The sequence below is a fragment of the Desulfatitalea alkaliphila genome, from assembly GCF_022968795.1.
GTDB classification, from domain to species: domain Bacteria; phylum Desulfobacterota; class Desulfobacteria; order Desulfobacterales; family Desulfosarcinaceae; genus Desulfatitalea; species Desulfatitalea alkaliphila.
In genome coordinates this window covers 14,199-37,965 of the sequence record NZ_JALJRB010000012.1, presented here as the reverse complement: position 1 = coordinate 37,965, position 23,767 = coordinate 14,199, and the positions used below count along the sequence as shown (strand labels likewise).

The window sequence follows — 23,767 nt, the reverse complement described above, 5'->3', positions numbered from 1 at the left end:
CAATGCTTGAAAGTGGAGATTTAAGAAAAGGTTTGAAACTCGAGATCGACGGTGAGCCTTACGTCATCGTGCAGTTCGAATTCGTCAAGCCGGGCAAGGGACAGGCACTGTACAAGTGCAAACTGAAAAACATGCTCACCGGCAACCAGTTCGACCGCACCTACCGCTCCGGTGAGAAATTCATGCCGGCCGATCTGGAAGAGGTGACCATGGAGTACCTCTATTTCGACGGCAGCCAATACTGTTTCATGAACAACTCCACCTATGATCAGGAGATGCTCAGTGCCGAGCAGGTGGGCGACGCCAAGGTCTTCCTCAAGGAGAACACGGTGTGCGACGTGCTGTTGTTCCAGGGCAAGCCCATCGGCATCACCCTGCCCAACTTCGTGGAACTGCGCATCACCCAGGCCGAACCGTGGGCCAAAGGCGACACTGCCGGAGGCAGCACCAAGCCGGCCACCCTGGAGACCGGCCATGTGGTGCAAGTGCCGCCCTTCGTCAACGAAGGCGAGATGATTCGTATCGACACCCGCACCGGTGATTATGTAGAGCGGGTCAAGGGATAGGACAAAATTGGACGGGATAGGACGAGCGCTCAGGGCTCGGGCAAGGGCCGGGGCGCCTCGATCAGGCGTGGAGTGGTTTCCAGTTGGCGCACCAGGTACTCCTTGATGCGATTGCCCGCCATGGATTTGACCACCACTTCGAAACCTTCGAGGGCGATGGTCTCGTCCACTTGGGGGATGCGTCCGATCTGCTCCAATACATAGCCCGAGAAGGTGTCGTATTCGGTGGACTCCGGGATGTTCATCCCGATCACCTCGTTGACCTCGTCGATTTCGGTTTTGCCCATCACGATCCACTCTTTGTTCTTGCGTTTGACGATCCGCTTCTCTTCCTTGTCGGTCTCGTCGCGGATGTCCCCCACCAGCTCTTCCAGGGCATCTTCCAATGTGATCAGACCCGATACCCCGCCGTGCTCATCCACCACGATGGCCATGTGGGTTTTGCGTTTCTGAAATTGCCTCAAGAGTGAGTCCAGCTTCTTGTGTTCCGGCACGAAATAGGGCGGGCGCATCAGATCGCGCACAGTGGGCATGCCGTTGGTTTTGGCCTGGTGGGCCAGCACATCCTTGATGTTGAGCACCCCCACCACGTTGTCGATGGTATCCTCGATAACGGGTATGCGGGTGAAACCCGAATCGGTGATGGTTTGCAGATCCAGGGGAGCTTCGGCCTGGATGACGAACATGTCCGCCCGGGGGGTCATGATTTCCGAGGCGTTGGTGTCGTCGAACTCGAAAATGCGGTGGATCAGTTTGTGCTCTTCCTCCTTGATTTCACCCTCTTCGCGCACCACCTCCACAAAGGTGATCAGCTCCTCCTCGGTGACCGACGGGGTGCGCTTGATGCGCCCGGTGAGCTTGGGGATGAAATCGAGAAAAAATACCACCGGCCGGAACAGGATGGACATCCAGTAGATGGGGAAGATGACCATGCGGGCGATGAGAATGTTGTTGCGCGTGGCCACCGATTTGGGCAATACCTCGCCGAAGACCAGAATCAGCAGGGTCATCACACCGGTGGCCACACCCACCGCGTAGCCTGGAAACATTTCCAGGGCAAGCTTGGTGGCCAGGGCCGAGGCGGCCACATTGACGATGTTGTTGCCGATCAGAATGGTGGAGAGCAACCGGTGAGGATTGTTTTTCAATTGATAAATTAGTGCGTTGGCCCGGCCTTTCTGTTTGGAGATGTGGCGCGCCTTGCTGCGGCTGATGGAAAACAGGGCCGTCTCCGATGAGGAGAAAAAACCCGAAAGCATCAGCAGGATCAATAGAAGAACGACTTGATCGGTCATTGGGTTCCGTTTCCTGGATAGAATGCACAAAAATACATCGACGCCGCCGGCCCACTTGAGGTGGTGGGGCGCAATGGAGAGGCAGGGGGGTGGTTCAGATGCTCAGAAGGTGTTTTCCAACCCGGTAAATGGGGGTCGTCATCCAAGACTTGCTTTTTCCTCCCGACAAAGGCACTCTGCGCGCTGCCGTGGGTGCCGTTTTAGAATGTCGATTTTATAGCATAACTTCAAGGGATTTTGAAACAATAATCGATCAAAAAAGCATCACTCCGAATCAATGGAAATCATGAGCGCGATAAACGCCAAAGTTAAAAAGTTCAGGACGTCCCCCAATTCAGTTGATGAATATATGCAGGCTTTGCGTGGGTCCGAGCGTTTCGGCCGCCAGGTGGCCGCTTATCGCTTCATGGCGGGTCGCCCCGCTGCTTTCGCGCCCATGCCCGCGGAACTTCACCCCGGCGTCAAGGCCGTGCTGACACGGCTCGGCTTCGACCGGCTTTACAGCCACCAGGCAGCCGCCCTGTCGGCCGTTCTGGCGGGGCGCCACACGGTGGTGGCCACGCCCACTGCCAGCGGCAAGACCCTGATCTACAACGTGCCGCTCTTGGATGCCGTGGCGCGCGACCCCCATGCGCGGGCGCTCTACATTTTTCCCCTCAAGGCGCTGGCCCAGGACCAGTTCAACACATTGGTCCATTGGGCCGGGCAGGTGGACGACCCGTCCCGGGCGCCCGGCGCCGCCATCTACGACGGCGACACCAACGATTACCAGCGACGCAAGATCCGGCGTGCGCCGCCCAGCGTGGTGATCACCAACCCCGAGATGGTGCACCTCGCCCTTTTGCCCCACCACGACCTATGGGCGCCCTTCTTCCGTCATTTGCAACTGGTGGTGATCGACGAGGTGCACACTTACCGCGGCATGCTGGGCGCCCACATGGCCCAGGTGGTGCGGCGCCTGCGGCGGGTTTGCGACCATTACGGCGCCGCGCCGGTCTTCGTGTGCGCCTCGGCCACCGTGGCCGATCCGGGAAGGCTGGCGGAGCAGTTGATCGGCCTTCCGGTCACCACCATCAACGAGAGCGGCGCGCCCCAGGGAGGCCGCCATCTGGCCCTCATCGACCCGGAAGAGAGCCCCTCCCGCGCGGCCATCCAATTGCTCAAAGCGGCCTTGTCCCGGCGCCTGCGCACCATCGTCTACACCCAGTCGCGCAAGATGGCCGAGTTGATCGCCTTGTGGGTGCAGGAAGGCCGCGACCCGCAAGCCGCCAAGGTCAATGTCTATCGCGCGGGGCTGCTGCCCGAGGCGCGGCGGCGGATCGAAGCCCGTTTGAAAAGCGGCGACCTGCTGGCGGTGGTCAGCACCAGCGCCCTCGAACTGGGTATCGACATCGGGGATCTGGATCTGTGCATCCTGGTGGGCTATCCCGGTTCCATGACCGCCACCTGGCAGCGCAGCGGGCGGGTGGGGCGCCAGGGCCAGCCGGCGGGATTGATCATGATCGCTGGGCAGGACGCCCTGGATCACTACTTCATCGCCACACCGGAGGCCTTTTTCCAGGGCCGGGCCGAGGCGGCGGTGGTCAATCCCATCAACCGGACGGCGCTGGCGGCCCACCTGGTCTGCGCCGCCGCGGAGCTGCCCCTTGCCGTCGACGAGCCATGGATCGGGCTGCCCGCCGTGGCGGCCGTCGTGGCGGAGCTGGCATCCACGGGAGAATTGCGCACCACGGCCGACGGACTGCAATGGCATGCCGCGCGCCGCCGGCCCCACTTGAAAGTCCATTTGCGGGGCAGCGGGTTGCGCCACCGGATCGTGGATCCGGCCAGCAACAGCACCATCGGCGAGATCGATGACCTGCGCCTCTATCGCGAGGCCCACCCCGGTGCCATCTACCTGCACGAGGGGGTGACCTACCGGGTGGAAACGGTGGACCCGCCCCACCAGGTGGTTTACGCAAGTGAGATGCAGGTGGATTACTACACGCGGGTGCTGGCGCGATCCGATGTGGACGTGGTGCAGGAGGAAGCGCGCCACGACCTGGCCACCTGCCGGGTGTGCATCGGCCGGTTGCGGGTGACCGATCAGGTGACCGGATATGAAACCGTGCGCAGTGCCAACGGCCGGCCGATGCAGCGGATTCCCCTGGATGCCCCGGCCCACGTATTCGATACAGAGGGCATCTGGTTCGAGGTGCCGGCCGCGGCATTGCGGGCGGTGACCGCCGCCGGGTCGGACACGATGGGCGCCCTGCATGCCGCCGAACATGCGGCCATTGCCATCATGCCCCTCTTGGTGCTGGCCGACCGCAACGACCTGGGCGGCCTCTCCACCAACTACCATCCCCACACCGGCAGCGCCGCCATCTTCATTTACGACGGCATCCCCGGCGGCGCCGGCTTCAGCCGGGAAGCCTTCGTGCGGGCCGTCGACCTGCTGCACCGCGCCCTGCAAGTGATCGAGCGCTGCAACTGTGACAACGGCTGCCCGGCCTGCGTGCATTCGCCCAAATGCGGATCGGGCAATCAGCCCATCGACAAACACGGCGCCCGTCTGCTGCTGGAAGCCCTGGCGCCGCCGCCGGCAACCGCCCCGCCACCCATGCCTGCAACACCGCCGGCGCCCACCGTCGTGACCTGCTCCCGCCGCAACCCGCAACAGCACCACTACGGCGTTTTCGACCTGGAGACCCAGCGTTCGGCGGAGGATGTGGGCGGTTGGCACATGGCCCGCAAGATGAAAATGAGCTGCGGCGTGGTGTACGACAGCCGCGCGGACGACTATTTCGTCTATCTGGAAAAGGACATGGCGGCGCTGGTCGAGCACCTCTCCCGGCTGGAGAGGGTGGTGGGGTTCAACATCGTGCGCTTCGACTACCAGGTGCTTGCCGGATACACCCTTTTCGATTTCGAACGCCTGCAGACCGTGGACCTGTTGACCCTGGTGCGGCAAACCCTGGGCCACCGGCTCTCACTGGACCACCTGGCCCGGGCCACCCTGGGCGCCACGAAAAGCGCCGACGGTTTGGATGCCCTGCGCTGGTGGCGCGAGGGCCGCATGGATCAGATCATCGACTACTGCCGCGAAGACGTCCGCATCACCCGCGACCTCTACCGCTATGCACTGGAAAAAGGCCACTTGATTTACAGCGACCGGCAGGGTATCCGGTTCAGGGTGCCGCTGGCCCTTTGATCCGACAGCTATCGGCAGCTATCGCTATTTTGCGCCGACCGCCGCCGGTCGTGGGTCGCCTTGTTGCTGCCCGCCGTGGACGCTGCCTGTGCTGCCCTTGGGTTGCAGGTGGGCCGCCAGACGCCGCAACCCCTCCTCGGTGTCCACCATGGGCACATAGCCCAAATCCCGCTTGGCCGCTTGGATGTCGAACCAGTGGGCGGTGGCCATTTCGTTGACCACGAAGCGGGTCATGGGCGGCTCCGAACCGATGCCCAGCATCTTGTAGGCCGCCTCCAGCAGCCCGGCCACCGTCCGGGCGACGAAGGGCGAGACCCGCTTTTCCACCGGCGGCCCGCCACCTGCCATGATGATGCGGTTGACCATCTCCCACAAGGCGATGGGCGCGTCCTGGCTGATGAAATAGATGCGGCCGGACAGTTCGGGGTTCTCCCGCAGACGCTCCTCCGCCAGCACGTGGGCGTAGGCCGCATTGTCGATATAGATGGTGTCCACCTTGTTGCTGCCGTTCCCGATCTGCCGCAGCCGCTTGGCGCGGGCCAGAATGCGGGGCACCAGATGATTGTCCCCCGGCCCCCATATCAGATGGGGCCGCAGGGCCACGGCCGGCAGTCCCGCGCGCGCCGCCGCAACCACCGCCTGCTCGGCCCGCGCCTTGGTGCTTTGGTAATGGGTTGCAAACCGTTTGGGGTAGGGTGCCGATTCGTCCACGCCCGCCATGTCCCGGCCATCGAACACCACGCTGGGCGAGCTGGTGTATATCAATCGTCCCACTTCGCACGCCCGGCAGGCGGCGATCACATTCTCGGTGCCCACCACGTTGGCCCGGTGATAGTCCTCGTAGGGGCCCCAGACCCCCGCCTTGGCCGCCACATGGAAAACCGCCGCCACCCCATTGCAAGCCTGCCGCACCGCCACGCCGTCGGCCAGATCCCCCTGAACCTGCTCCACGCCCAGCGCTTCCAGCTCCGGATACAATCCCCGCGAAAAACTGCGCACCCGCTCCCCACGCGACACCAACAACCGAACGATGGCGCCCCCCAAAAACCCGCCACCCCCCGTAACCAACAAAACCCGCCGACCATCCCCACCACCACCACCACTCATACCCATCACCCGCTCCATCCAATCAACCCAACCAAATCACACCAAACCCCACAACACCTTCTCCACCCATCGAAATCGAAATCGAAAAAATTGATAAAATCAAAGACGATCCCGATCCCGATCCCGATTTGGACCCAATCAACCGCTCAACCCAATCTCCTCTTAATCCCTTAAAAAAAAATAAAATCGATAGAATACATTAACTTAAAACTTAACACTTAAAACTTAAAACTGCCCGCCAGGGCCAAAACTTAACACTGCCCGCAAGGGCCCCAATAATTTTAACCAACCTTCCTCTCAGCCCATTCCGCCAACTTCTCCCGAAATATTTTCGAATTGTGGCGAATATCCACGGGGAAGGCGGGGTGGAACAGCAATGTTTCGATCTTCTCGGTGAGCACATGCCCGGCGCCGAGGGCCATCAGCTCGCGGTGCAATTTTTCCGGATCATCCTTGCGGTGATCCGGCTCGAGCTCGATGCAGATCACTGGCCGTTGCCGGGGCGGTTGGCCCAGGCCCACCAGGGCGCTGCGAAAGACCGCCGGGTGGTTGTTGAAAATCGCTTCGCAGGGGATGGTGAAGAGGGTGCCGTGGGGGGTGATCACCCGGTGGCTCTTGCGGCCGCAGAACCAGATGCGCCCCTTGCGGTCCATCCATCCCAGATCCCCCATGCGATGCCAGATGTCCTCTCCTTGCCGGATCTTGGACAGGGCGTCCTGCCGCGGCCGTTGAAAATAGCGCCGGGTGACGATGGCGCCGCGCACCACGATTTCACCGATCTCGCCGTCCTCGGCCACCTCCAGGTCGTCGGACCACTCCTGGATCGGTTCGTCGCTGATGCGGATGATGCGCACGTCCAGCTCCTGGATCGGGCGACCCACGCAGATGCCGAAGCCCTGGGCCGTGCGGGCCGCGGTCTCGCCAAGGATCTCCTTGCTGCCGAAGGAAGAGACCGGCATGGCCTCTGTGGCGCCGTAACCGGTGTGGATTTCCGCGCCTTCGTCCAGCATGCCGGCGAAGCGGGCGATGTTGGCCGGCGCCGCCGGGGCGCCGGCGCTGATAACCCGCTTGAGGGACGGCAGCTTGATGCCGTTCTCCTCTCCGAAGCGCCCCACCGTGTTGAGCAGGGCCGGCGAGGCGAACATGTTGGTGACTCCCTGGTTGACCACCGCCTCGACCACTTTGCGCGGATCCACGTCGGCGGGCCGTGTGGGGTCCATGTCGGGGATGACCGCGGTCATGCCCAGGGCGGCGTCGAACAGGCTGAACAACGGAAAGGTGGGCAGATCGATGTCGTCGGGCGTAATGTCGAACCGGTCCCGGATCAGCCGCACCTGGGCATCGAAGGTGCCGTGGGTGTAAACGGCCCCCTTGGCCGCGCCCGTGCTGCCGGTGGTGAAGAGAATGGCGGCCATCTCGTCGGGGTCGGTGTCGGCCACGGGAAACGGCTGCCAGGGCAGGGGACGGATCTCCTTGAGGGTCGGACCGCGCCAGAACCAGCGGCGGCCAATGGTGACGGCTGTCTTGACCCCTTTGAAATAGCGCGGCGCAAGGGTGCGCAGGGCGTGGGCCGCCGACACCCCGATCATGGCCTGGGCGCGGCTCTCGCGCAAACAGGCCAGCATGCGGCGCACCCCCATGCCCGGATCCACCATGACGAACACCGCCCCCACCTTGAGCATGGCATAGGTCAGGGCGAACAGTTCCAGGCTGGGCCGCACCATCAAAATCGTCCGCGTGCCGCGCCCGATCCCCACCGAGGCCAAACCCCGCGCGAAACAGTCCGACTCCCGGTCCAATTGCCGGAAGGTGAGATGGCTGTATGCCACCCGCCCATTGGCATCCCGGGCCGCCGGAAACACAACGGCCCGACGGTAAGGCTGCCGCCGGGCCATCTCCTTGAGGCGTAACGCCACATTGACCGTCGTCTCGGCCACCGGCGTCGTCACATCAGGTTCAATTTCAAAATAAGTATGCATGCCCGCCCTAATACCACCCCCAAGCCACCCGATACAAGACACGAAGCCAAACTCCCAGGGCAATCGCTTGCAGGAATCAAGTGGAAAGGATTGTGATCACGCAACCAACCCGTAGGGGCACGGCATGCCGTGCCCCTACGGGGGTACTCGATCGTGTAGCGCAGCAGAAGGCCATCGACATTACCGATTTCGATACCGATTATCACAACCCCTTGGAAACACACATCACCTCGTCCACCCACACCCCCCTTACAATCGACAGCATTCCTTGCTTTAAACTTTAAACTTTAAACTTAAAACTCTATTTTCACTAACAAAATTCCGCATCATCCCAACAACAACCTCCGGCACATCCTCCATCAAATAATGTCCCGCCTCAAAAATCCAATGCGCCTCCGCCAGCGGCAACCGCCGCCGCCACTCTTCGTAATAGGACCGATCGAACACGAAATCGTGGGCGCCCCAGATCAGTTGCACGGGGCGGTCGCCGATGCGCGCCAGATTGTCGGAAACCCGCTGCACGATGGCGCCGCTGGGATCTCTTGGGCCTAGGGGAATGTCCTGCACGAATTTCAAAGTTGCCAACCGGTGGCGGGGGCAGTTGTAGGGTGCGATCAGTCCCGCCTTGACATCGGGGGCCAGGCGTCGGCGAGGGGCCATGTACAGGGCGGCCCTGGCGAACAGGTTGGCGTGCAGCACCAGGCGGTCCATCAGTGGATTGGGGGTGCGCAGCAGGCGCAGCCGTTGGGGAATGGCTTTGCGGCCGGGTGGAAAGAAACCGGCGGTGTTCATGATCACCAGACGTTCCACCTGGTCCAGGTGGTCCAGGGCCCAGGCCAGTCCGATCATGCCGCCCCAGTCGTGCACCACCAGGGTGACGGGGCCTTGGGGCGCCAGATGGTCCAGCAGGGCCGTCAGGTCGGCCACCCGGTCCGTCAGGCGGAAGCCGTAGCGCTTGGCATCCGGCTTGTCCGACAATCCGCACCCCATGTGGTCGGGCACGATCACCCGGAACTCGTCGCGAAAGGCCGTCACCAGGCGGCGAAAGAAGAAGGACCAGGTGGGGTTGCCGTGCACCATCACCATGGGGCTGCCCGCGCCTTCGTCCAGGTAGTGGTAGCGCAGCCCCCCGCGCAGCGGCAGGTAATGGGAACGAAAGGGGTACAGATGGGCGAAGGGCCGCATGTCGATGGATTGATCCATGGCCGTCACCACTGCACCGCCAGCATCAGGCAATTCAACCCGCTGCCGATGCCCAGCAGGCCCACCAGATCCCCTGGCTGCAAAAATTGCCGCTCGGCGGCGATGGCCGCCGTGATGGGCAGGGAAACGGTGCCGATATTGCCCAGATAGCGGTAGGTGACGAAATCGCGGGCCGGATCGATGCCGAAGGCGTTCAAAATGGTTTTCTGATGGGCCGATCCCACCTGGTGGCACACCACCTTGTCCGGCTGATCGGCGCTCAGGGAGAGCTCGCGGCGGAAAGCCTCGAAGGTTTCGATGCCCAGGGCCACCCCGTGCTTGAGCACCCCCACCGCATCGGTGCGCATCATGTGGTCGCCGCCACAGGAAAAGCCGGCGTCCGGACCCCAGGTGCACAGCCGGTGGTGTTGCGTGGCGTTGCGCGCCACCCCGCCCAGCAGACGGTGGCCGTCGGCAGCCAGGGAGGCGTGGCACAGCACCACCGCCACGGCGCCCGATCCGCCGGTGAGGGTGGCCAGGGCCTCGCTGAAGACCGCCATGCTGGGATTGTCCAGCAGCCGCTGCACGGTGGCTTCCACGATGGCGCGGGCCGATTCGCAGGAAACCACCAGCCCGGCCTTGATCTGCCCCAGGGCGATGGCATTGGCCACCTGCACCATGCCGTTGAGCACCCCCAGGCAGGCGTTGGACACATCGTATATTTGGGCCCGGGGACCGATGCCCAGGCCGTCGGCCACCGCGCAGGCCGTGGCCGGCTCCAGGTTTTCGCGGCACACCCCGCCATAGATCAGCAGCCCGATCTCATGGGGTGCGATCCGGGCCGCCGCCAGGGCCTTGCGTCCCGCCGCCACCGCGCCGTGGGAGAGGCGAAAGCCCGGGTCCCAGAACCGCCGCTCGGCGATGCCGGTCAAGGCTTCCAGTTGGCCGGGTTGGATGCGCAGTTTTTCGTATACCGGCGCCAGGCGCTGCTCCAGATCGTCCGACGTGATCACGTTGGGGGGCAGTTCGTAGCCCAAGCCGGCAATGGTGACATCGTTGTAGATCATCGTTGCAACCTCAGTCGGAATCCCGTCATCTTGTAAATGCACAAGCCGTCCACATGCAGCCAACCGTCGGCGGTCAAGGAGGGGGCATCCCCGTCGTCGACCCCGGTGATCATGGCCTCCACGGTCACCTTGCGGTTGGTGGGGATCACCTGGCCGCGGTATTCCCACTGGTGCGGCTGCCTGGTGACCATTTCGAACCGGTGGCTGGATATTTTGTCGGGCCAACGGTGTATCGCATAAAACTTCAACAATTGGATGAAGGATTCGATACCCAGGGAGCCGGGGCAGACCGGATCCTGGTAAAAGTGGGCCTTGAAAAACCACTCATCGGGATCGACCCGCTTGTGACCGCGCACATAGCCCAGGCCTTGGGGGCCACCGGCAGGGTCGAGCCGGTCGATGACGTCGATCATGGCCAGGGCCTTGGCCGGCATTTGCAGGCCGTCGGCGGAAAAGACGGTGGCCTCGGGCACCTGGTCCGGATTCCGGGGCGGGGCGACGGGCAGGGGGTGATCGACGACGGCATCGGCCGCCGGCGGCGCCGCTGGTTCATAAACGGCGGTGCGCATGCCCTTCTGATCTTGCAGTGCCCGGGCGGTGAAAAAGCCGAAGTAGGTGCTGCCGGTGTAAATGGGCCGGCGATCATCGGAGAGCACCTGGAAATCGAAATGTTCGATGATCATGTCGGCCGCTTCGGACACCTTGGTTATGCGGGTGCGCATGATCAGGGTGCGGTCGGCCGGCGGGATGTTGTGGTGCAGCGTGGCCTGGCCGCCCAGGTTGCGGAACTTGAGATCCTTTTCGCTGCGCAGGGCCGAGCCGGCATAGGCCGCCAGCCAGCCGCAGGGCTGCAGGGCGATCTCCAGCAAGACGGCAAAGGGCATCACGCCGCTGCGGTCGGCGGCGAAGTACCAGGCGTCGGCCGGCACGTCGTAGGCGGCCTCCACCCAACCGTCGGCCTTGAGTTCCCAGGGCGGCGGTTCGATGGCGCTGATGCGGTCCAGGAAGCAGTAGGGCGGACCGGGCAGGCGGGCGATGGTGCGCTGCCGGTCGAACACCCGGTACGGTTCGCCGAAGGCTTCGGAAGGGTTGCCCACGGCGAAGGCCAGGATCCGGTCATGGCCGAACAGGGGCGTTGTCGATACCGGCGCCGCATCCGCCGGGCGTTCCGAAGACGGCACGGCGGCGGATCGCCCCGTGTCCACGGCAGCGCCGTGCAGGCGATGCCAGAAGTCGGCGATGGTTGGCTCGTCCAGGCCGGTGAGCTGCATGGACATGTCCTTGAAGAAAACGATGTAGCGGTCGTCGGCGTACATGTGGGCATCGGCCACCACGTAGGGCTCGGGGCGGTAGCCGATCTCCTTGATTTCCACCGCGTAGTGCACCTTGCGCGTGCGGGGCGTCACCGGGCCGCGGCACTTGAGGCGGCATGGCAGGCCGGGCACCGGCTCGTAGGCCGTGTCCGCGCGGTCGGTGACCCAGCCCAGGCGCAGCAGCAGCACCCGCAGGGCATGGGCGCAACATTCGTACATCAAGGTGCCGGGCATCACCTGGTCGTCCACGAAGTGGCAGGTGAGAAACCAGTCGTCGGGGTGGATGTCGGCTTCGGCCTTGACATAGCCCTTGCCGAACCGTCCGCCGCCGGGTTGCAGTTGTACGATGCGATGGATCAGGCGCATGCGCCCGCCGGGCAGGCGCAGGGCGTGCGGCAGACGGACGCCGGCAAAAGCCGGACCGAAGCAGGCGCCGGCATCGCCCCGGCGCAAGGCCTCCACCTGATCATCGTCGCAGGTGGTGTCGGCCAGGGGCACCAGGGGGGTGAACGGCGCGCCGTCGACCCGGGCCCCGGGCGCGCGATCCTCGGCGGAGAGCAGGATGCCGCCCGATTGGATCACCTCTTGCTCGGTGAAGAACCCGGCACAACCGTCGGTCATGGTGATCAACGGGCGATCCCCGATGCGTCCCTCGTAACGGAAGAAGAATAGATAGGTTTCCCCCTGGCGCACGAATTTGTCGATCTGGATGTCGTAGCGGATGGTTTCCCCCGGCCGGGGCAGGCCGCGATGAAAGCGGATGGTGGCGTCCAGCAGGCGGTAGGTGCGTTCGCCTTTGACCTGGTGATCGATGCCCAGGTAGCTGCACAGGAACAGGTCCGCCTGGCCCGCCTCCACCGAGATGCACACCGGCGCGCGGTCGCCGTCCAGGTACCAGGCGCCGGGGCGCACATCGTGCTCGGTGACCACCCGGCCGCTGCCCAGGCTGCGTTTTTCGCCTTCCACCCGCAGGATGCGGTCCACCAGCATCAGCGGTTCGTCCGGCAGCCGCACACGGGCTTTGTAAGTGTCGATGACGGCGAAATCGGGGCCCAGCACCTCTCCCACCGCGCCCACGGCGAAGGCCATGCACTGTTCGCGGGTGAAGGCGGGCGCCTGCGGCGCAACTGCCGGGCCGGCCGGCGTGCCGGGCGAAGGTGCCGCAGCCGTCTGCGACGCGGTGACATAGGGATCGGGCAGGTCGGCAGGCGGCGGTGGCCCCCCGGGGTCCAACCGCGGCGGTTGGGGGCCCAATCCCATGTCGGCCATCATCTCCAGCAACTGGTGTTGCATCTGGAACGCTTCACTCATCTGGCGGGTCATGTCCCGGGTCAGGTCCAGAAACTGCTCGTGGGCCCGCGCCGTGGCGGCCGCATTGTCGCTGAGTTCGTCGATCATGGCCTGCAGCGCCCGGGCTTCGGCATCCTGCGCAACGTCGGGGTCGTCCGCGCGGCCGTAGGGCGGGGTGGGCGGCGGCCCTTCACGATGGGGATATTCCGGCACGGATTGCGGGTGTGGTTCGGGCGTTTGCCGTGGTGGCGCGGGTCGCTCGGCCTGCGGCCCGGATGCGGACACGGCATCAGCCCCGGCAGTTGCGGTCCTCGCCGGTTCAGCGGCTGCATCGGCCGCCGTCGTTGATTCTCGGGCCGCCGAAGGCAGGGGCGGCAGCACGGGGGCTTGTCCGCCCACCGGCACCCGGATCACCTGTCCGCCCGACGGACCAGGCCGACCGAAGAAGGTTTCCGCGTAACCAAAGAGCGGCGCCAGGTCCACCGGCTGTCCCGCGGCGGCCAGGGTGCCCAGGCATTTGAGCAGAGGCAGGCACTCGTCCTCGCCCCGTGCATTGGCCGCCACCGCCAGGTGGGGTTTGTCCTCCAGAATTTGGCGGATCATGCGGGTGCAGGAGCCTTGAGGACCCACCTCCACGAACAGCCGTACGCCGTCCGCGTAGGCCTGGCGGATGGTTTGCGGAAAATCGAAGCCTTCCAGCGCCTGGCGCAGGATGGATGCGGCGCACGCTTCCTCCGAGACCGGGTAGGCGGCCCCGGCCGCGCCGCTGTAGAACCGCACCCCTGCCACCGGCGTGGTCGGGAAGCGGTGCAGCGCCGCGTAGGCCTCGGCAACCGGTTGCGCCGCGTCGCAGTGCACCGTGACCACGCCGTCCAGGTAAAGGGCTTCACATTTGAGCCGCGCCACCACGGCGGCAACTTCCTCTTCCAGACCGCCGATGACGCATTCTCCGGGTGTGTTGACGATCAAGCGTCGCACATGGGGCGTATGGGCCAGGGCGGCGTCCACTTGCGCGGCGGGGCGATTGACCACCGCCACCCGCCATTGGATCGGCCGTTCGGCCGGCAGTCGCCAGGCCCGGCGCAGCGCTTCGCAGGGGCCGCACAGCTGGGTGCGGAACAGGTCGGAATCCGCCAGGCGGGCCAGCATGCGGCCGTGGTCCGGCCAGGCGTCCAGGGCGAAGAGGCCGGCCGACTCGCCCAGGCTGTAGCCGATGACCGCATCGGGCCGCAGGTTGAACCGGCGCAGCAGGCGGGCCATCTGACCGCCGAACACCACCTGGCCGAAAATGGTGTGTAACGGATCGGCCACCAGGGCTTCGTAGGCCTCGGACTGCCACCCCGGTCCCCATTCGATGCGCCAGGGGTCAAAGAGGTGGGGCAGCATCTGGGAACGCAGCTGCTCCGTGCGATGCTCCATCTGTCGCAACACTTCAGGCCAGTGGGTCCCCAGGTGACGCCCCATGCCCACATAGTGGTTGCCCGACCCCGGAAAGACGAAAGCCACTTCGCCGGCCCCGTCGCCTTGCGCCTGGAAGCGGGGTAGGTAGCACACGCCGCCCCGGCCGCCCATCAAGCGTTCTTCATTGTTTTGCAGAAGGCGACGTGCCGTGGCGATGTGCTGTCGCAGCTCTTGGGGGCTGTGTGCCAGGAGGGCCATATGACGACCGCCTCGGTGCGGTTCGGGATCGCGCCTGAACCACTGGTGGGCAAGCCGCTCCATCGCGCTGTCTGCGGGGACGGCGGTATCCTTGTTCACCATGGCTTCCAGTTGATCCAGGCGGGCCGCCAGATCATCGGTCTCCGCGCCGTGGAGCAGGAAGAGCCCGTAGGGCAGGGGGCCCATGGGACGGCTGGGTGCTGACGCCGGCGGGATAGCTTGGGTCCGCGCCGGTTGCCCATCGTCGGCCTGCTGCAAAATGGCGTGCATGCAGCCGCCGTCCGCCGTCATGGCGCCCACACAGGCGGTGCGCGGCCCGTCGTCGCGGTCGGCGGCCCAGTATGCGGCCGAACGGGGAAAATGGAAATGATCGGCGGACCACCCCTCGTGGCGGGGTCCGAAAAAGTGGGGCAGGGGCGGCAGCAGGCGGTGGTGCAGGGACAGGGCCGCCTTGGCCAGGGAGGCCAACCCGGCGGCCACACCGGTGTGGCCCGTCAGGGGTTTGAGCGCCCCGACCGCCACCCGCCGCTCCGGCGGACGGTCGCCGGATTTGAACATTTGTTGCAGGGCTTCGGCCTCGATGGCATCCTCGGCCGGAATCCCGCTGCCGTGGGTTTCCACCAGCCCGACGGCTTCGACCGGCACCTGCGCCGCCCGATGGGCCGCCTGGAGGGAACGGGCGTAGGTGGACACGGTGGGATGGGTGGCATCGCCATTGCCGCCGTGGGCACCGTCCACGCCCCGGATTAACGCATAGATGCGGTCGCCGTCCGCCCTGGCATCGGACAACCGTTTGAGCACCAGGGCCACAGCGCCCTCGCCGGGCAACCCACCGTCCGCCGCCGCGTCGAAGGGTCGCACCCGCCCCGTCGTGCTCAGGGTGGTGCGATCGTAAAGCGTGGCCAGGTTCCGTTCGTCACAGGTCAGATCCACCGCCCCCACCAACATGGCGTCCGCGCGGCCCGAACGGAGCATATCGGCGGCGATGGCCACCGCCCGCAATCCCGATGCCGCTTCGGCCGACACCACGAAGGAGGGCGCGCCGAAACGAAACTCCCGGGCGATGCGGCTGGCCACGATGCCGCCCAGGGCGCCCAAGGTCCGCGTGGCGGTCAAGGGCGGCCCGCACCCTTCCCGGGCGGCCGCCCACCAGTCGGCATGGGCCGGATCGTCATGTCGACCGATGATGCCTGCGCCGTTTTCCGTGCCGCCTTCACCGTCCTGCAACCGCTGCAGAAGCTCCGGCAGCACCCAGCGCAAATGAAAATTCCCCGCTTCCTGGTCGAAGGCGATGCCGATCACCGCGCCCATGGATTCCCGGTGCTGGTGCAGGGGCAAGCCCGCATCCTGCAAGGCGCCGGCCGCCGTCTGCAGCATCAGCAACTGCTGGGGCAGGATGTCGGGAATTTCCCCGGGCGGTATGCGGAAGGCGCCCATTTTCACCGCCACCTCCTGCACAAAGCCCGCAGCGGCCAACGGTTTGCCCAGCCGGCGGTCAACGGCTTCAGACGCCTTCCAACGGCCTTCGGGCGGCGGGATCATGGCCGTGCGGCCGCCGAACACCGCCTGTTCAAAAGCGGTCAGGCCATCCAAACGGCCCAGGTGCAGATCCATGCCCACGATGGCCACGGCTGTGGTTTCATCGTCGACGGCCATCCGGGGCGATTCATCCGGCGGGACCGGCTGCACGGCCACCGCCGCAGACTGCTTGTCCGCCGCCACCGCGGGCCAGCCCTCCAGCAACAGATGGGCGTTGATGCCCCCGAAACCGAAAGCGCTCACCGCCGCCCGCGGCGGCCGGTCATCCCGTTCCGGCCAGGGCACCGGCTCGGTCTGCACCCGGAAGGGTCCGTCGCGCAGCGGACTGTCCGCCGCCGGCGCCGTAAACTTCAGAGAAGGTGGCAGGGTGCGGTGGTGCAATCCCAGCAGGACCTTGATCATGCCCGCCGCCCCGGCGCCGGTAAGCAGGTGGCCGATCATCGACTTGACCGCTCCCAGGGCGCAGGGACCCGCCGCGGCCGGGGCATCGGCCCACAAGGCGCGCAGGCTGCGCAGCTCCGTGGCGTCGCCCACCGGTGTGCCGGCCCCGTGGCATTCGATGTAATCCACATCCCAGGGCCGCCAGCCCGCAGCGGCATAGGCCGCCCGCATGGCCCGCAACTGGCCGTCCGATTCCGGCGCCAGCAAATTGCCCCGCATATCGTTGGACAGGCCGATGCCCCGGATCACACCGTAAACGGGATCCCCGTCCCGCACCGCGTCGTCCAAGCGTTTGAGCACCACCACACCGGCCCCTTCACCCACCACCAGACCATCCGCCGTCTTGTCGAAGGGCGCGCAGCGGCCCGAAGGGGAGAGGGCGCGCAACTGGCTGAAGCCGATCTGGGTGTAAAGATTGTCCGCTCCGGAGACCCCGCCGGCGATCATCAGGTCGGCCCGCCCCGCCTGCAAGGCCGTGCAGGCCAACTGCACCGCGTAAAGGGAGGAAGCGCAGGCCGCATCCAGGGTGTACACCTCGCCACCCAGCCCCAGCGCCCGGGCCACCAGGGCCGCCGGTCGCGCGACCACCCGGGCGGCGAACCGGGTTTCGGCCGACGGTACAGCAGCGTCTGCGGCAGCGCGGCCGATGCCGGCAAACAGCGGTTCGGAAAGGATTTGGCGCGAAAGCAGGGAAGATGCAGCGGTGGGCAACGCGATGGCGGCCAGGATCACCCCCGCCCGCGCCAGGTCCAAGCCTTCCGTGCGGCAATCGGCCAGCGCCTCGCGCGCCCCGTAAACCACCCACTGGAACCATGGCTCCAGGCGCTGTAAAAAAGCGGGATCCAGCGCCGTACCGCCGCCGTCCCATTCAAATGTATTCACCAGGCAGGCCCGGCGGGAATAGGTGCGGTCCGGCGCCGGCTTGTCGCTGTAGACCCAATCCACCAGCGTGCCCCAACGCGCCGCCGGCACCTCTGCCACGGCATCCACTTTACCGCTAATGTTATCCCAAAACGGCCCGACACCCATCGCACCCGGAAAAACCCCGGACATTCCCACCACGGCCACAAACGGTTTGTTTTCCATACAAAAACCCACTTACTGCATTGATTTGATTAAAAATAGACCATATATCCGACTTAGACCTTTAATGCAACTCGAGTTTGGATTTAAATCGGTATCGAAACCATAAACTCCTGCCCATCTATTCCTTGTAACCAAAGCCATTGCGGGATATGGTGGGTGGGCTTTACCTTTGTCTGCCTTGCACGCGGCGCACCCGCCTCAACTCTTTTGAACATCGGCTAAGAGACAGAAAAATGCTTTCCAGCCCCCACTCCTTTCACATCCCGGTCATGGGCACCGGGTTCACGCTGGACACGCCGTTGCGCGTCGCCCGGTACGGCATCACTTCGGTCATCTCTTTGGTGGATGATGTGATCATCGAGCAGGCGCGCAAATATCATAGCCGACAGCACCAATTGCCGTTCACTGCCATAAAGGCTTCCGCACCCGACGCGAGGGCCCGGCGCATCACGGCCTACCTGGACCTGGTCGATGAGCTGGTGGCTCGCCAGGTGCGGCAACTGCGGCAGGCGCCCTTCGATGCGGGCAGTGACATCTGCCGCTACTTTGAGCTGTTGCCCCCTTCGCCGTTGCGCGACGCATACCTGCAAATGCAAACCGTGACCGACACCCGCGAGCTTCAGAGCCTGCAGGCCGAGCTGCGCCGTCATATCGTACCCGGCCGCATCGATGTGAACATCATGACCAAGCTGGACATGGACCGCTATCGCAACGGCGCCAAGCTGCCCGCCGAATTCGCTGATGCAATGGCCGCCCTGCGCGGCTTCGCCAAAAGCACGCTGCGATCCGCCATGGTCTTCTCCGCCGGCATCAACCAGCGCCTTTACACCTACGCCGCCTGCTTTGACGATTTTTTCCCCTGCGACACCGCCGGCCCCGTCAAAAGCATCATTCTGAAGGTCAGTGACTACCGCTCGGCGCTGGTCCAGGGGAAATTCCTGGCCAAGCGGGGCTTGTGGATCTCCGAGTTTCGCATCGAGTCGGGCCTCAACTGCGGCGGGCACGCCTTCGCGGCCGACTGCAACCTGATGGGACCCGTACTGGAGCTGTTCAAACAGAATCGCCAAGAGCTGACGGAATGTCTCTTCCGGATCTACGCAAAGGCGTTGGCGGGCATGGGGCGGCATGCCCCGACCGAGCCGCCTCCGATCCGCGTCACCGTCCAGGGCGGCATCGGTACGGCCGAGGAAAACAACATGCTTCTGCAATACTACCAGGTGGACGGCACGGGTTGGGGCACCCCCTTCATGGTGGTGCCCGAAGTGACCAATGTGGATTCCGTTCACCTGGAGCGGCTCTGCAATGCGAACAAGGAAGATATCTACCTCAGCGACGCGTCTCCTCTGGGGGTTCCGTTCTGGAATCTGCGCACCTCGGCCAGCGAACGGCAGCGGCAGCGCCGGATCGCCACCGGCCGACCCGGCAGTGACTGCCCCAAAGGGTATGCGCGCATCAACAGCGAGTTTACGGATAAACCCATTTGCACCGCCTCCCGCGAATACGTGGCCCTCAAGCTGTCCCACTTGCCCGAGGAGGAACTCTCCGAGGCGGCGCAGGCCATGGTGCGTGAAGCGGTGCTGGCCAAGGCATGCATCTGTCACGACCTGGGCGGCAGCGTCAGCTTGAGCCGGAACGGGCACAAGGCGGTGGCGCCGGCGGTCTGCTGCGGCCCCAACATCCGCAATTTCCGCCGCACCTTCTCCCTGGATGAGATGGTCAATCACATCTACGGTCGCCTGTGCGTCATGGTCAACCATGAGCGCTCCCACATGTTCCTGGAAGAGATGCGCCTCAACAAAGAGTACCTGTGCGTGGAAATCAAGCGTTTCACCCATCAGATCTCCAACCGGCCCTGGAGCTACTTCGAATCTTTCAAAAAGAGCCTTCTGGAAGGCACCGACTACTACCAGGACCTGGCGTGCCGCTTCTTCAAGGAGAAACAGGAAAAATTCCTTCAGGAACTGCAAAAGCTGCGCGATGAGATCGAACGCATCACACCCGTGGCCGTGCCCGTACCCGAACCGGCACATTAATCCTTGACACCATCCCCTTCATGCATTTAGAAGAGCACGGTTAAGGAGTTTAGGGAGTTTAGGGAGGGAGTTTAGGGACGTTCTTCAGATATTCAGTTTCTGTTCATCAGACTCCAAAGCGACCCAATCCGTCTTCTGCTGAAAATTCCGAGCGCGCCGACAAATCCACCGTCTTTCTAAAACCCTGCCCACCGACGAGCCGATCATGGAAGCGTCCGACGGCGCGCTGCTGTCCAAATCAACCGACGGCTGCATTCGGTTGAAAACGAGAGCATAAAACACACCAAACGGTAAATCAGGAGTACTGAGAGGGGCAATACGGAATCGCACCTCAAGAAGACGAACCGGAATTTCCTTTATATCCCTTGGTGTAATATTCTAATTCGATGGATTGGTTGCGCTTTGGTTGCTTCGGTAGCGGTGATTTCCTCGGTAGTCAAATTAAAGCTCAAGAAATTCCTCCCTTGTGCCGATAATAATCGCGTTAATGATTCGTATAGTTGAATCCTGCTAATGCTAATCGGATTCAATCAAACCGGTTTCCGAAAAATTCATGATTGGAAGAGACTGCGAGTAAGCAGGAGCGAGAGTTGAAGGCGGTTCATTCTTGTTCTATAAGACCTCCGGCAAACCAATGCGCATAATTCCGTGACGGCACGGTATGCGCTTAGACGCTTGTATAAGGAGAGATTTATGAAGCTCAAATCGTGGATTGTAGTTGCTGCTTTCTGGTTTGCGTTGATCGGATGCGGTGGAGGTGGCGGAGACGGCGGATCCGGCGGAACGGAACCATCGCCGGTGCCGGTGTATGAACGGTCTCTCCTTGTTCTCGAGGCGACGTCATTGGAATTCGGTGCGGAACTGCACTGGAACGAGGATCGTTTTCCAGGAGCCGTTTTCAACGTTTGCCTGACCGAGGAGCATCCCGAGTCCGGTTCGCTGATCGGTCGTTCCCAGGATTGTTTTTCCGACAGGAGCGCCATGGTTGAAAACGATCACGTATCTCCAGTGACCGTCAGTGGACTCACCGGTGGCCACAGATACTGGGTTCAGGTGGAAGCAGAAACACCGTCCGGTCAAATTCACAGATCCAGACCTGTCATCGTCAGCGCCCGCATACCCGATGAGGATTTGCTTGGGATCGACGACTGGGACTGGCAAAGGGCCCCGGATCTCGCAGCTGAAACGCAAGCCATCTCAAGACGGCTTGCCGGATTTCAGCAGGCTGCCCGCAACAAGGATATCCATAGCGCCGTGGCGTTCATCCAAGAAGACCAAAGGGATGTGTACCAGGCACTGTTCAGCCACAACCCCGATGCCATGCCGGCATTCGGTGTGCTGCTGGATCGCGCCCGGATGGGTTTTCTCAGCCCTCCGGCGGAGCCCGCGGCCGATTCAACGCAAAGAACGGCGGAGTATGCGCTTGAGATCGACGGATTCACCTTCTATGTGCGCTGGATGAAACACGACGACACCTGGATGCTGATGGATTTCTAAAGAAAGGGCGGTGATTGATGAATTCGAGATTGCTTACATGCATGTTCCTTTGTGCTTTCCTTATACCGTCTATGACCCAAAATGCTTCTGCATGGAATCAGGGAACGCACAGGCAAATCAACCACGAGGCCGTCAACCTGTTTTTGTCCCAGATGCAAAACAAGGAAAAATACAGTCTGAGCCCCATAACCCGCGACCTGCGCAACGAGCCCTACCGGGGTATCGCTGTTGACAGCTCATGCCTGTATGTAAAGGATTATCAATTAACACTTGGCAATTACACAATGGCGCAGTGGATTGTTTTGGGGGGAGACTGGGCCGACGAGCCCCATCTGTATGCATCTCTCCGCCATTTTTATGATCCGTTGGGCCGTGTTGAACACTATCTGACGGATGGGTGGATCGTCCATGGCGTTCTTTACGAATCGCCCGAAATTGACGCAAGAACATGGGCCCTGGATCATCCGGACAACCCATTCAGTTTCAAGCAGGGGCTTGTTTATTACAAACTGGCCATGGAAGTGGATGATGAACGTCCCCTGCCGCCGATGCTTTCGCAGAGCCACTTCAAGCTCAATCTGAACCTGGTCCCGGTCGATCATGCCGATCAGCGCCGAACTTACCTGGCGTTGGCCTACCGTGCGCTCGGTGAATCCATGCACATGCTGGCCGACATGACCCAGCCGGCCCATGTTCGCAACGATGCCCACGCCTTGGATGAGCCCATCGAATCCAGGGTTTTCAGTGAGCATGTGCGCAGCGCAGCCCGGGATCCCCTGTTGGATCCCCGCCTAACCCCCTTTCTCGCCGGCGCGGGAGGCACCCAACAGAAACCGGAGGCACTTTTTCACCGGGTAGCCACTTTTATCAACGAGAATTTCTATTCCGCCGACACCATTTACGACCAACCCTCCCATGTCATACCCAATCATTACGACAGGTTTTTGGCGCTTCCCTATCCGTCTCCGCAGTTTGCCGACTTGCAGGAACGATACACTCGGGTTCAAGGCTACCTGATCCAACGCAGAGTTAAGCGATATGAAGGAAAAGGCGGTGCGTTCGACTGGATGCTCATGACCATGGCCCAAGAGCGCCTCAGCTTTCACTGGTTCGATCCGGACCAGTCGGTCTTGGTAGACCCGCTGGAATCAGCGGGGCGCTTACTTGGTAAACACGGCCGGTACCACATACCCAACGCTTACGCCCCGGATCAGGCCAAGGTGCTGCTGCCCATTGCGATTTACGCCAATGCGGATCTCATGGACATGTTTTTCCCGACCCTGGAGCTGAAAGCCACCTACACCGACGAAGGGATTCAGCAGGGCAATGCGCCCGGCCGCAATAATTATTCCCGCAACGTGATCCGCATCGACGCTGAAATGGAGCATTATCAGGCAAGGGACAAAGCCTGGTCCGACTACGAATTGCTCGTCGAATACACCGGCGCGGCCAAGCTGGTCATCAGCGAAGAGGACAACGCGGTCAAAACACGCGAACTGTATTTCAGGAATGGCAAGCTGGACAAGATCGAAATGCCCGACGGCTCCCTGGAACGAAGGGATTTGCAGCTTTACGCACCCTTAGCGGGAGAGGCGCTGACCGAAGAAGAAGAATTCTACCGCATCGAAAACCTCCAGTCGGTGCATATCGAGATCAAAGCCGGAACCCGTCATTTTCAAAGCGAATCGTTCCTGTTTGAATCCGAAGAGGCCACCGTCACCATTTTGCCGCCCCGTATCGTGACCTATGAATTGCAACGGGGTGCAACCCGGGTCACCCATAATTTCGAGGCGGTGGGGCGCCCCGAAGCCACCTATCGGTTTACCTGGAAATTCGGTGACGGCAACACCTTCACCGAGATCGTGCAGCCCGGTGCAACGTCGCGGGCCAGCCACACCTATTACAACTTGAACGCCGGTGATCGCTTCTACCCCGAAGTCACACTCGAAACAGTTGACAGGGTATTTCTGGCAGTGGATTCGATGACCATCAACATCACCCAGGCAAGTGACTCCGGACAGGGGTCCACCACTTCCGGTACTTTCAGACCCAGTGACGACCTGCCATGGATCAGTTACACCATCACCGGCGCCGGCGATACCAGTTACGTCGACTCCCCGGAATCAGATAAATGGTGGGAGGCGAACCAGAGAACGCGCACCTTCACCGGGATGATGGATGGCGAGGCGCTGACCATCTCCGGCACGGTATACGTTCCCTTGCCTTCCGGCCCCAGTGTGCGGGAGGCTTACCTGGATGTCCGGGCCTGGTCACAAACCGAACAAAGATATGAGAAGCGTTTCATGCCCGGCACGCTGGAGAACTTCAACATATCCGTACCCGTAGCCCAGGGGCAACGAGCTCAATTTTACATACACGTCAGCCCTTCAATCAACAAAAGTACCCGTGTCGACGGATCCTTTAATTAAAATGTTTCCGCAAGGCGCCCGGCACGATGAACATGCCGGGCGCCCTGCCTCTTACACCGCCTTTTGAAGCCTGAGAAGTGAAAAGAATATT

The 23,767-nt window shown here is 62.8% G+C and carries 11 protein-coding genes; 5 read left to right on the top strand and 6 right to left on the bottom strand.

Going from position 1 to position 23,767, the window contains the following annotated elements; genetic code table 11:
* The first annotated feature begins 2 nt into the window (after nucleotides 1-2).
* Nucleotides 3-566, top strand: coding sequence for an elongation factor P (gene efp / locus MRX98_RS11835; RefSeq protein ID WP_246908167.1), 564 nt, complete (start codon nucleotides 3-5; stop codon nucleotides 564-566).
* Nucleotides 567-595: 29 nt separating this feature from the next.
* On the opposite strand, the gene MRX98_RS11830 is transcribed toward efp, so the two are convergent.
* Nucleotides 596-1,861 (bottom strand): hemolysin family protein, encoded by a 1,266-nt coding sequence (locus MRX98_RS11830; protein WP_246908164.1) that lies wholly within the window; start codon nucleotides 1,859-1,861, stop codon nucleotides 596-598.
* Between the two features lie 349 nt (nucleotides 1,862-2,210).
* Here MRX98_RS11830 and MRX98_RS11825 point away from each other — a divergent pair, with 349 nt between their 5' ends.
* Nucleotides 2,211-5,054 carry a DEAD/DEAH box helicase gene (locus MRX98_RS11825; RefSeq protein ID WP_246908161.1) on the top strand — a complete coding sequence of 948 codons (2,844 nt, stop codon included), beginning with the start codon at nucleotides 2,211-2,213 and terminating at the stop codon, nucleotides 5,052-5,054.
* Between the two features lie 24 nt (nucleotides 5,055-5,078).
* Here the strand turns inward: MRX98_RS11825 and MRX98_RS11820 are convergent, their stop codons facing one another.
* From MRX98_RS11820 to MRX98_RS11800, 5 genes are all read right to left on the bottom strand, one after another.
* On the bottom strand, nucleotides 5,079-6,167 hold the full coding sequence (locus MRX98_RS11820; protein WP_246908158.1) for an NAD-dependent epimerase/dehydratase family protein: 1,089 nt from the start codon (nucleotides 6,165-6,167) through the stop codon (nucleotides 5,079-5,081).
* 275 nt (nucleotides 6,168-6,442) lie between these two features.
* On the bottom strand, nucleotides 6,443-8,140 hold the full coding sequence (locus tag MRX98_RS11815) for a fatty acid CoA ligase family protein (protein WP_246908156.1): 1,698 nt from the start codon (nucleotides 8,138-8,140) through the stop codon (nucleotides 6,443-6,445).
* Nucleotides 8,141-8,413: 273 nt separating this feature from the next.
* The gene (locus MRX98_RS11810; protein WP_246908154.1) at nucleotides 8,414-9,343 is read right to left on the bottom strand and encodes an alpha/beta fold hydrolase; all 930 of its coding nucleotides are present in this window, start codon (nucleotides 9,341-9,343) and stop codon (nucleotides 8,414-8,416) included.
* 5 nt (nucleotides 9,344-9,348) lie between these two features.
* The gene (locus MRX98_RS11805; RefSeq protein WP_246908151.1) at nucleotides 9,349-10,389 is read right to left on the bottom strand and encodes a 3-oxoacyl-ACP synthase III; all 1,041 of its coding nucleotides are present in this window, start codon (nucleotides 10,387-10,389) and stop codon (nucleotides 9,349-9,351) included.
* A complete protein-coding gene (locus MRX98_RS11800) occupies nucleotides 10,386-17,717 on the bottom strand; it encodes a beta-ketoacyl synthase N-terminal-like domain-containing protein (RefSeq protein ID WP_246908141.1) in 7,332 nt (2,443 codons plus the stop codon). The genes MRX98_RS11805 and MRX98_RS11800 overlap by 4 nt, the downstream gene beginning before the upstream one ends.
* Before the next feature lie 233 nt (nucleotides 17,718-17,950).
* Here MRX98_RS11800 and MRX98_RS11795 point away from each other — a divergent pair, with 233 nt between their 5' ends.
* The 3 genes from MRX98_RS11795 to MRX98_RS11785 all read left to right on the top strand — a co-directional run bounded on the left by MRX98_RS11795 (nucleotide 17,951) and on the right by MRX98_RS11785 (nucleotide 23,676).
* A complete protein-coding gene (locus MRX98_RS11795; RefSeq protein WP_246908138.1) occupies nucleotides 17,951-19,750 on the top strand; it encodes a hypothetical protein in 1,800 nt (599 codons plus the stop codon).
* 693 nt (nucleotides 19,751-20,443) lie between these two features.
* Nucleotides 20,444-21,247 carry a hypothetical protein gene (locus tag MRX98_RS11790; protein WP_246908135.1) on the top strand — a complete coding sequence of 268 codons (804 nt, stop codon included), beginning with the start codon at nucleotides 20,444-20,446 and terminating at the stop codon, nucleotides 21,245-21,247.
* 17 nt (nucleotides 21,248-21,264) lie between these two features.
* Nucleotides 21,265-23,676 carry a PKD domain-containing protein gene (locus MRX98_RS11785; RefSeq protein WP_246908132.1) on the top strand — a complete coding sequence of 804 codons (2,412 nt, stop codon included), beginning with the start codon at nucleotides 21,265-21,267 and terminating at the stop codon, nucleotides 23,674-23,676.
* Nucleotides 23,677-23,767: the final 91 nt, after the last annotated feature.